Origin of the sequence: Streptomyces sp. T12 (genome assembly GCF_028736035.1) — a bacterium.
In the GTDB taxonomy this organism is placed as follows: Bacteria; Actinomycetota; Actinomycetes; order Streptomycetales; family Streptomycetaceae; genus Streptomyces.
In genome coordinates this window covers 93,357-103,846 of the sequence record NZ_CP117867.1, presented here as the reverse complement: position 1 = coordinate 103,846, position 10,490 = coordinate 93,357, and the positions used below count along the sequence as shown (strand labels likewise).

Annotated in this window: 7 protein-coding genes; 2 read left to right on the top strand and 5 right to left on the bottom strand. The window is 67.4% G+C overall.

Features of this window, described 5'->3' with window-relative positions; genetic code table 11:
* Nucleotides 1-410: 410 nt before the first annotated feature.
* The 3 genes from PBV52_RS51350 to PBV52_RS51340 all read right to left on the bottom strand — a co-directional run bounded on the left by PBV52_RS51350 (nt 411) and on the right by PBV52_RS51340 (nt 4,016).
* Nucleotides 411-1,553, bottom strand: a complete 1,143-nt coding sequence (locus PBV52_RS51350) for an acyl-CoA dehydrogenase (protein WP_274250181.1) — start codon at nt 1,551-1,553, stop codon at nt 411-413.
* On the bottom strand, nt 1,550-2,347 hold the full coding sequence (locus PBV52_RS51345) for an acyltransferase (RefSeq protein ID WP_274250179.1): 798 nt from the start codon (nt 2,345-2,347) through the stop codon (nt 1,550-1,552). Before PBV52_RS51345 ends, PBV52_RS51350 begins: the two co-directional genes overlap by 4 nt.
* A gap of 661 nt (nt 2,348-3,008) precedes the next feature.
* The gene (locus PBV52_RS51340) at nt 3,009-4,016 is read right to left on the bottom strand and encodes a DUF6292 family protein (RefSeq protein ID WP_274250178.1); all 1,008 of its coding nucleotides are present in this window, start codon (nt 4,014-4,016) and stop codon (nt 3,009-3,011) included.
* Nucleotides 4,017-4,243: 227 nt separating this feature from the next.
* Here PBV52_RS51340 and PBV52_RS51335 point away from each other — a divergent pair, with 227 nt between their 5' ends.
* Nucleotides 4,244-4,726 carry an NUDIX hydrolase gene (locus PBV52_RS51335; RefSeq protein WP_274250177.1) on the top strand — a complete coding sequence of 161 codons (483 nt, stop codon included), beginning with the start codon at nt 4,244-4,246 and terminating at the stop codon, nt 4,724-4,726.
* Between the two features lie 170 nt (nt 4,727-4,896).
* Here PBV52_RS51335 and PBV52_RS51330 read toward each other — a convergent pair whose 3' ends face one another.
* The gene (locus PBV52_RS51330; protein ID WP_274250175.1) at nt 4,897-6,912 is read right to left on the bottom strand and encodes an ATP-binding protein; all 2,016 of its coding nucleotides are present in this window, start codon (nt 6,910-6,912) and stop codon (nt 4,897-4,899) included.
* A gap of 292 nt (nt 6,913-7,204) precedes the next feature.
* Here PBV52_RS51330 and PBV52_RS51325 point away from each other — a divergent pair, with 292 nt between their 5' ends.
* Nucleotides 7,205-9,826 (top strand): DEAD/DEAH box helicase, encoded by a 2,622-nt coding sequence (locus PBV52_RS51325; protein WP_274250173.1) that lies wholly within the window; start codon nt 7,205-7,207, stop codon nt 9,824-9,826.
* 116 nt (nt 9,827-9,942) lie between these two features.
* Here the strand turns inward: PBV52_RS51325 and PBV52_RS51320 are convergent, their stop codons facing one another.
* On the bottom strand, nt 9,943-10,194 hold the full coding sequence (locus PBV52_RS51320) for a hypothetical protein (protein ID WP_274250172.1): 252 nt from the start codon (nt 10,192-10,194) through the stop codon (nt 9,943-9,945).
* Between the last annotated feature and the right edge of the window lie 296 nt (nt 10,195-10,490).

Genomic DNA, 10,490 nt, shown 5'->3' with positions numbered 1-10,490 from the left:
TACGCAGACACGACGCGCCGTCGCTACGCAACGGCAACTCCCTTGCTCCGCAAGGAAGTTGATGCACCGTCACTCCGTAACGGTGCATGTGAATTGCTCCGCAATTCACCGCAGGAAATTCGCTCCGCGAATTCCTGAAAAGCGCGGCGAGGTGGTGGGTAGGGGCTGGACCGGCTCGAAAGGAACCGATGAGGAACTGACGCACCTTCATAACTGACCTCCCTTCAATTCCCTATTCCCAGTCCCGAGCCCAATTTCATCCGCCCTGTTTCCGGTGAACTCCGCTGCCCCTCTCTTGAATTGAACAACCCCACTATTTCACGCCGGAATTTAAAATTGCAACTCGGATATCAGAGGAATGGGTGTATCCCTGGGGAGCTGATACATATTCAGCTCCCCAGGGTGCTCTACTACGTACTCAGGAGCGTACGACCGACTGAGCGGAGCAGGGCGTCATGGATGCCGTCGGCGTACAGCAGCCCGCCGAGATCCGTGCGGGCTCTGCTGATCGGCGAATCTGCCCGGAAGCCGCTCGCCCCGACGAGGGGGGCAAGGTCCTGCACGGCCCGGTGTGCGGTCTCCACTCCGTGGACCTTGATGCTCCGTGCCCACATGTCCGCCTGGGGGTTGTGCTGGGCCGTGAGCCGCGCGGCTGTGATGGCCGCCAAAAGCCCTGCATGGATCTCTCCTTGCGTACGGCCCAGGGTGACGAGTGCGGTGTCTCGTACGCGGGGCAACAACCGCGTAGCGGTGCGGGCGTGCAAGGTGCTACGCACTCGGGAGTGCACACCTGCGGCCGTGCCGAGAGCGATGGAGGCCACCAGAGGGCGGAACGCCGCGAAGTGCGTGCGGAATATCTGTTCACCATCCCCGCCGGGGGTGGTGAGGATGCTGTCAGATGACACGCTCACGTCGGTCAGTGCAAGAGTGCCCCACGCCCACCCGCCCAACCCCGAAGGTGTTTCGGGATATCGGGTGACACCTTCGGCGTCCGCTGGGACAACGGCCGCTTGGATTCGGTCGCTGGGGTCCTTGGCGAACACTACGAAAGCGGCTGCCTCCTCCAGGCGCGACACCCAGCATTTCTCACCGCTGAGACGCCACCCGTTGTTGTCCGGGAAAAGGCGCGTGGTGATCTCGGTCAGGCGGCTGCCGCCGTGTCGCTCGGTCGCTGCGATCCCTACAAGATCCCCGCTGCCCAGACGCTTCGCCCATGTGGCGCGCAGTGCCGGGGCGGCATGGTGCAGGATCATGCGGCCGTGGCCGGGGCCCACGGTGTCTCGAAGGTTCAGGTCGTGCCATCCGCAGATGAATCCGGCGAGTGCCATCACGGCTTCCACGGTGGCGGGTCCGCCCGTCCGGGCGGGCGTGTAGGGGGCCAGTTCCCGCCGGACCGCGAGGAAGCGCTGTGCGGGGGTGGGGTGCGTGCTGAGCCCCTGGGTGAGGGCCGTTTCCAGGCGGCGCAGGCCTTCCAGGTTCTGGGGGGTCAGGAAGGGCCAGGCTGCGGCGGCTTGCGGCTCGATCCAGCCCGTGAATGCGGGTGTCTGGTTCACTGTGCTCCCCCGTTGGCGGTGCTGCGGACGCGGGCGGGGCTGCCGTAGGCGACGGCCCCGGCGGGGATGTCCCGAGTGACGACCGATCCGGCGCCGATTAGCGCGCGGGCGCCGATAGTGACGCCTCCGAGGACGGTCGAACCGGTGCCTACCTTGGCGCCGGTCTCGAACCGGGGCGGGATCAGGTCCGGTTCCCGGCCCTCGGTGTCGTTCCAGATCAGGTGCTTGTCGTTGATGGTGCGGATGCCCGCACCGAGGAACACCCGGTCTTCGGCGACGACGGCCGAGGTGATGTGGGACAGGGGCGAGCAGCGGACCCAGTTGCCGATGGCGCAGGCGCGTTCGATGACCAGTCCATGGCCGATGTTGCAGTGCTCGCCGATGGTGGTGTGACTGCGGATCAGCGTCCGGTGACCGATGTTGGTGTCGGCGCCGATGGTTACCCCGGCGTAGACGATGGCGCCGGACCGCAGCACGGTGCCCTCCGCAAGGACGGTGGGGGCGCCGGTGCCGGTGTAGGTGCGGCCGACGGCGTAGCCGAGTTCCGGCTGGCCAATGGTGACGTGGTCCTCAACGCGCACGCCTGTGGCGATGCGGGCGCCGCCGTGGATGACGGCCCCGGCGCCGATGCGGACGTTGTCGGCGATGGTGATCGGGCGGAGCTGGCCGGTCTCGTCCTGCGGCTCGAACCGAGCGAGCGGGCTGATCTGGCAACCGGTGCCGATCTGGAGGAGTCCGGCGGCTTCGAGCTGGGTCGAGTCGCCAGTCTTGATGCGGGTGTTGGGCTTGTTCACGTGATCCCCTTCTTCGGGCCTTCGATCGCTGGCCGGTTGCCACCCCGACCAACAAGAAAACTATAACTCTCTCTTTATCCCGCGAACAGCGGTTTCAGGCCACTCAGTTGACCCGTTTTCCCAGCTCAGAAGGGGGTTGGTCAGCCCGGGGCGGGGCATGGCGCCGGCCGTGCCGCCGCACCTCTGGCGCGGAGCGTCAGAGGCAAGGGATGCGGCAGCGCGGAGCGAGGGAACGGGGCGCGGAGCGCACCGCTCCCGGCTGCCCCATCCCGCAGCGCGCAAGAGCGCGGAGCGCTCGCCCCGGGCCGCAGCGGAGCGGAGGCCCGGGTGCGCGTGCGTGGCCCGAGGGGAGCGCAGCGGACCTCGGGCCACCGGGGGCCGGGGAGCGCAGCGGAGCGGCCCCCGGGTGTTCCGGGGAGCGCAGCGGACCGGAACACCCCCGGCGGCACGGGCGGCGCCACGCCCCGCCCCGGGCTGAGAAGAAGGGCATTGCGCCCCACGTGGCCGCACCTTGGCATGCGGTCTTCCGCGCCTTGCTGCGCCCGGCACGGGCCCCGCTGGGAGAGACGCGCCCGCTGTCGAAGGCATCGCGGCCCGTGGTGGGGGCAGCAAGGCGCGGAAGACCGCATGCTGCGACCTCGGCAGCGAGGGCTTGGGCCTCTCAGCCGCGCAGTGCGTTCACGACGGCAGATGGCGCCGGGCGCGCCTGGCCGGTGAGGTACCGGATTCCTTCTCCTTCCGGGCGCGCCCCGGTGTCCTTGCCGAGCGGGTGGCGCCGACTTCGCGATGTACGCCACCCGAAACGCTCGTCCCAGACCACCGCTGCTGCTCCCTGGCCCGGTTCCAGGCGGACCACGGCGGCGAGAGCGCCACTGGCCAGCTCCACCACATCCGGTTCCCCGGGCTCCGCCAGTCCGGCCGCGACCAACGCATGCGCCACGCCCCGGATGTAGGGGCGCTCCCCTCGGATGCGTTGCTCTGAGCGGGCTGCAGCCAGCGCGCGGCGGTAGGTGATGGGCGGGTAGCCCAGGTGCTCGGCCGCCTGCTGGGCGGACATCTGCGGCTGCGCCTCGAGGAGGTCGGCGATCCGCTGGCCCCGCAGCGCCGCCAGAGCGGCCGTCGCTGTCGTCATGGCGACGCCGAGTTCCTCCATCACGGCCGCCGCGGTGACGGCCGGATCGGCATCCAGCAACCGGGCGGTGTGCTGCTGCAGTTGCTCCCTGGGCACCCGGTCCCCGCTGCCCTTCGGCCGGCCTCCCGTCCGCGCTGAACCCCGGCCCGGACGCGCCTCTCGGTACGTGCGCACGGCCTGGCGGGGCCAGTGTTCCACCCCCGACACCATCACCAGGTGCTCAGCCACCTGAGGATCGTTCTTGTAGGAGTTCCATGTCGCCGCCCCCACTCCGCACTCGGCCGCGGCCTCATGGCGGTCCAGAAGGTCATCATCGGATGTGCCTGTCGGTAGGGCCGGCACCTCGCGGCCAGCAAAGTACGCCGCCGTCTGTTCTTCGTCCCATAGCAGCTTTTGCGCCTGTGGTGAGCTCACCGGCTCGGGAAATCCGGGTGCGGCGTACGGCTGCGTGTTCCGCAGCGTCTTGACCGACACCCCGAGCACCACCGCCAGGTCAGCCACCGTCTGCACCAGCCCCAAGCGCCCGGCCCGGATCATCCCCCGTCCCTTCTCTGTGCGACCTACGACAAGCAGTCAAGGAGAAAACTCTAACCATGTCTCTATCATTTCCGGTGGTTCGCGCGCTATCCTGGCCTCTCCTGGCCAGCGGTCTTCCGTCGGCTCGGGCCTTCGATGGCCGGCGCCCATGCCACCCGCATCCGCGGTCGGGCGTCGGCCCACAGCCCAACACCCTTCTAAGCCGCACCGGTTGCTAGCCTCACTATGTGGCCAGCCCGAACAGCGACTACGACCGAGCCCTACCTCGCAAGCGCGTCGCCGCCGGCGTTCTCTTCGTCGACGACCATGACCGCGTCATGCTCGTCGACCCCGTCTACAAAACGCCCTGGGAGATCCCAGGAGGAGCTGTCGAAGCCGACGAATCCCCCCGTGCAGGCGCGCACCGCGAAATCAAAGAGGAACTCGGCCTCGACCTACCGCCCGGCCGCCTGCTCGTCGTCGACTGGACACCGCCCCGGCCCGACCGCAGCGAAGGCCTAGTCTTCATCTACGACGGCGGGCATCTCACTGCCGAGCAACTCGCCACCATCCAACTCCAACCCGAAGAGCTCCGCGCATACGAATTCGTCCCCCTCCACCAGATCGCCGACCGCCTCATCCCCCTCCTCGCCAGCCGCATCCAACACAGCGCCCAGGCCCGCGCCCACCACACCACCCTCTACCTGGAAAACGGCATGCCCTCGGCTTAACACCCCAAGGAGCGCCTTCGACCTGCTCCGATCCTGTGCGTTGGGCCAGGCGTGCTGCTCGTCACCGATGGTGTGAACCGTCATGGGGTGCTGGCTGGCTCGGCGGCCGTCGGAGAGCGTGGCGATGAGGTCGGTGGGATCCGGCTGCTGCTCAGTGCCGACGCTGCTGGTCAGCCCGCAGGTGCCTCCGGATCTTCCGAGGCGGCTCCGGTGAGAGAGTCCGGGATGAAGTGGGCGTAGCTTTCGCGCAGGTGCTGGGTGACCCGGTCGTCAGTTGCCTCGTAGTTCAACTGGCGTTGAAAGAACGACAGCTTCTTCTCGGCGGCGTGCAAGATCTCACCCCAGCTCTTGACCCAGACCTCGTACTCCTCCTGGTCGTCGTAGAGACCAGGAGGCTTGCCCTTCTGATGGATGTCGCGCCGGATTTCCGGCGCGTACTCATACGTGACCAGATAGAAGCGCCATTTGCAGTCCACGCCGCGGTATTGCGGATTCTCGACAATGGCCCTGGCGTAGGACTTGATCTGCCGCAGTTCTTCCTCACCGACACGGACAGTCGGCCGCTTGAGCTCGATGACGATCCGCTCGGTGGACCGGTCATCGCCGATTCCTCGGAAGAGCAGGATGTCGACGCGGCCGCTTCGGCCGTCCTGGCGCTGGACAGCGTCGAGCTGGTTCTCCAACACGACATCGTCGCCCAGGAGCCCCAAGTGGGCCTTGAGCACGTTGGTCAAGCCAACCTCGGTGCGGGCGATGGTCCATTCCTCGCCGAAGAGCCAGAGATTCCGGGCGATCATCGGATGAAGCTGATCGACTTCGCGCAGCTCCTTGCGCAGCAGGTCGTCGGCGAAGATCTTGCGCAGCGCGCCGATGAAGTCCATGCGGTTCGTGACTGTGGTGGCGGCGCCGATGACATCGGTCAGGTCGGTCCTGGCCAGAAGCCGGGATAGGTGACCTCGGTCCTCATCGCTGAGGGCCAGGACTTTGTCGAGGATGGCGTGAAGGTCGTTCGGACTGCTTTCCAGCGCGGTATGGATGAGGTCGACTGAGAGCCGTCGAGCTGCGCCTTTGTCGGGGAGGGCGTTGCGCGCGACGGTGACCACGACGTCGAACGTCCGGCGCTCGACGGTCTGTGTGGGGCTGGCGGGGTGATTCGTGTACGGGTAGATCCCCTCGTCCTTGAGTTGCTGGATGACTGCTGCGGAGATCTCGGCGCCCCGGAGTGCCAGGTGCTTCCGGACGGCCTTGTCGGCGGCGTCGAGAAGTTCGCGGTGGGTCATGGGCAGCAGGTGCAGGTCATCGACCGACAGGTCATTGAACCGGTTGGACCGCAGGTAGGGCGTGAAGCTGACGATGCCGTCGGCCCAGTCGCCGCCCTGCTCATACAGAGCGATACCGTCCGTGTTGCAGATGAGCATCTTGCGCTCGCTCGTCCGCTGGTTCCACTCCACGAACGTCACGACCGGGGCAGGATCGTCCTGGGAGTATTCCTCTGAAAGCTCCAGGGGCAGGTCGACGGGCTCCCCGACCATGATGTCGTTGGGGTCCAGCCGCTTCCCGTCGAAGGTCACGCAGACGTCGGGGTAGGCCCTGAGGTAGAACGCGAGCTTCGCGGTGAGGTTGGTGGCCGCTTCATCGCTCTCGAGCGCTCGCAGGCTCTTGCCCTGGGGAACCGAGATGCGCACCGTCGTGCCCGGAGTAGCGGTGGGTGTGATCTCTTCGACCTTCCAGACGGTCGCGTGCTGGACGCTGCCCGTAATACGGACGGCCGTGGAGGGTCCGCTGACCGCAGACACGGACTCCCACATGAGCTGGTCGCCCAGAGCAAAGGAGAACAGGCGCCCTTCGCCCATGCGGCCGTGCAAGATCCGCTTGCGGCCGCCCCTGGTGTGTGTCTGACCAGCCTTCCAGGTGGTACCGAAGTCACGGAAGGCACTCCGGGCCCGTTCCGGGGTAATGCCGTAACCGTCGTCCCTGACCACGATCTCGGAAATGGCCTCCATGCTTGTGCGACGCAGTTCGACCTCGACGTGGCTCGCGTCTGCATCAAGAGCATTCCACACCAGTTCGGCCACCGCGGCGATCTGCGGTTTCCGCGCGAACTGAAGGATCTTCCGCTCTCCGACTTCCAGCTGGAACTCGGTCGCGCGCGGGCCCCCTTGTGCCGGCAGTCCGACACCGGACACTCCAACTCCCGTGCGCGATGGCCTATCTGAGTCGTGTTCCCCCATAGACATGCGCTGACCGTACCGGTTGAGCGCCCCGAGTGATATGTCGCCTTCCCGCCGTTGTGGGATCTACTGGCGGCGCGTCGCCCCCGATGCGCCGCCAGACCGTCCCGGTCCACCCTCGCGGGACGGGGTGCGCCTCGGAAGAGAGGACACGCGAGCGGGATCAGCCAGTAGCCTGATGTTGACTCAGTGTCAGGGGTGGGGATTCGGCCGGGCGGCAGGCCCGGCCTGAGGTAGAGAGACGATTATGGCGTTCAAGCGCAGATCAGCTGATGTGGGCATGCCGGACGACCCGGTGCAGCTCTACCGGCTCTTGGCTCTCAACAACAGGGGGCCAGAGGCCGTCTGGGGCCATCAGCAGGATGTGCTGCGGGAGTGGCACCACAACATGCCGGACGAGCCGGATGTGGCCATTGAGTTGCCCACGGGTGCGGGCAAGACCCTGGTCGGCGGGCTCATTGGGGAGTTCCGGCGACGCAAGGACAACGAGCGCATCGCCTACCTGTGCCCCACGAAGCAACTGGCGCGGCAGACTGCGGAAAAGTTCGACGAGTACGGCATCCCGAATGTACTGCTGGTCAACCGCGTGTCCACATGGAATCCGGCGCACCGTGCCCAGTATGAGGCTGGCGAGGCGATCGCGGTCAGCGTCTACAGCCACGTCTTCAATTCCAACCCCGCGCTCAACAACGCCGACATGCTGGTGCTGGACGATGCACACGCCGCCGAGGGCTACGTCGCCAGTCCGTGGAGTCTCACTATCTCCCGGGACGATGAGGAGAGCGCCTACCTCGACGTCCTCTCTGTACTCGAGCCAGCCCTGGATCCGCTGGTCTACCCCAAGTTGCGGGCGGCGGGATCCGACCGCTCTCACGGCTCGTACATCTATCTCGCATCCCCGATCGGGGTCGCAGCCCAAGCAGCTCAGCTCGAGGCGGCCATCAGCGCGGCTGACGGCGCCAACAAGCTGACCAAGGAGGCGCACCACGTCTGGCCCCTGCTCCAGGGCCGTCTGGACCGGTGCCTGGTCTACGTTTCGTACCGGCAGATCCTGATCCGTCCGCTGATCCCGCCGACGATGCAGCACTCGGCCTTCAGCAGCCCCGCGCGCCGCATCTACATGAGCGCCACCCTGGGAGACGGCGGAGAACTCGAGCGCTCTTTCGGCCGCAAGAAGATCAAGCGCATCCCAGTGCCGGAGGGATGGGAGAAGCAGGGCACCGGCCGCCGGTTCTTCCTCTTCCCCGAGCTGACCTCCGACCTTTCCGCCGACCCCGCGCAGGTGCCCGCGTTCGTGTCCGGGATCATCGCCAAAGCTGGCCGAGTGGTCGTGCTGACCCCCGATCGCCGTGCGGCAGATGATTTCGTCCAGCACGCGCTCCCCCAGGGATGCCCCGTCCTTGAGGCCGGAGATGTCGAGAACGATCTCGCGGCCTTCACCTCCCAGACGCCTGCAGCCCTGGTGCTGACCAACCGCTACGACGGAATCGACCTGCCGGGCGACGACTGCCGACTAGTCGTGCTTGCAGGTCTCCCTGCCCGCGGCGACCTGCAAGAGCGCTTCCTCCATGAGTCCCTCGGCGCCGTCGAAGTACTACAGGAGCGCATCCGTGCCCGCATCGTGCAGGGCTCGGGCCGCGCCACCCGCAACACACGCGACTACGCCGCCGTCGTCGTCCTCGGCCAGCCCCTGACCTCCTACCTGTCCGGGCAGGATGTGCAGTCCGCCATGCACCCTGAGGTGCACGCCGAGGTCGAGTTCGGCCGCCGCAACAGCCTCAGGACCCCATCCGCCGAGATGCTCGACAACCTCGATGTCTTCCTCGCCCACGACCGCGACTGGGCCGAAGTCGACGACGACATTGTCGCCGCGCGCGAGGAGTACACGCGCACCGTCGCACCCAGCGCGGTCGAATTGCAGCGCTCCGCCGACCCCGAGGTCACCGCCTGGGAGGCCATCTGGAACAGCCAGTGGGACTGGGCGCTCACCGCCGTTCAGCGCGTGCTGGACCGCCTCAAAGGCGAGCGTACGCCGCAGCGCTACGCAGCGCTATGGAACTACCTCGGCTACAGCCTCACGCACCGACTCGCCCAGCAGACCGGAGACCACAGCCACCTCGCGGCCGGCGCCCGCTACTACCGCGACGCCCGCCGCAAGAGCGCCGGCACCAGCTGGCTCTCCCACCTCGCCTCCCCCAGCGACCGAGCCAGCGCGCCGGCCGAAGATGCCATCGATCCGCTGGATGAGGCCGCCATGCGCGGCATCGTCGCAGCGCACCACGGCCTGCAGCCATCCGAGGTCTTTGAGGAAGCCATCGCCCAGGCCCGCAGCGGACTCGCCGGGACGGCGTACAAGTCGTACGAGGCCGGGCTCGTCGCCCTCGGGACACTGGCCGGCGCCTCGGCCAGCTACGGCAACAACGACGACGAAGACCCTGCTGCCCCAGACGCAGTGTGGGTCTTCGAGGACGCCCGCTGGGTCACTTGGGAAGCCAAGAGCGAGGCGCAGCCCACCGGCCAGGTCGGCGCCGACAACGTGCGCCAGGCACAAGGGCATCTGCGCTACACCGAGACCGAGCGCAAGCAGTCCGCGCCCAGCGACTCGGTCAGCCTCCTTCTATCTCCCAAGCCGGGAGTAATGCCGTCCGCACGCATGCTCGCCGAGGACCACGCCTACCTCGTGCGCCCGCCCCAAGTCCTCGACCTTTACGACCGGCTGGTCAGGGCCTGGCGTACGGCGCGCGCCCGCGACATCCCGACCCTGTCCGTAAACGAACTCGCTACCATCTTCGACAGCCATCAGGCTCTGCCGTCCCAGTGGCTTGCTGAGCTGCGAACCGAGCCACTGAAGAAGCCGGAGCCCCAGTGACCTCCTGCGCCCCGCGGGGCATCGGTGCGACGGTCGGCTTCGTCACCGAGCCCGCCACCTGCGTACTGCCCGCGTTCGGCGCGCGTTCGGCGCGCGGCACTCTCCGCTGAGACGGGTCAGCCGTGCTTGTCGTCACCGACCGGGTGGTCCGCGTTGGGGCGCCGACTCCCGCGGCGACCATCGGCGAGCGCGGCGAGGAGGTCCGCCGGCTCCGGCTGATGTTCAGCACTGAGGTAGCGGATGCCCTCGCCTTCCGGAGCAGTTCCGGTGTCCTTGCCCATCGGGTGGCGGCGGTTGGTCGCCGTGTGCCACCCGTACCGCTCGTCCCACACCAGCGCCGGTGCCGGGGCGCACGGTGGCGGCGTCACCCGCTCCCCGCGATGGAGCGGCCAAGGACGTCGTGGAACCGGGTGGCAGCGGTAGACGTGCGAGACGAAACAAGATTCCACATGCATCTAGTGCCGATCTGCCCATCCGAGGGCCTAGAGGGGTGAACCCTCGTTTTCCCTAAGGAGTGTGCAGTCATGATCGGTTCCATTAAGCAGGCCAGGCTCCGCACTGCGGTGCTCGTAATGATCCGTAACGCTGATACCCCGGCCCCTGCGGACAACACCAACGCGTGGACCCGCACGGCCCGCTGGCTGTGCGGTCGTCCCTCACGGGG

Bases quoted from the DNA above. Each gene is read 5' to 3' on its own strand.
- PBV52_RS51340 (WP_274250178.1), bottom strand. From the start codon at position 4,016: ATGATCCGGGCCGGGCGCTTGGGGCTGGTGCAGACGGTGGCTGACCTG.
- PBV52_RS51325 (WP_274250173.1), top strand. From the start codon at position 7,205: ATGGCGTTCAAGCGCAGATCAGCTGATGTGGGCATGCCGGACGACCCG.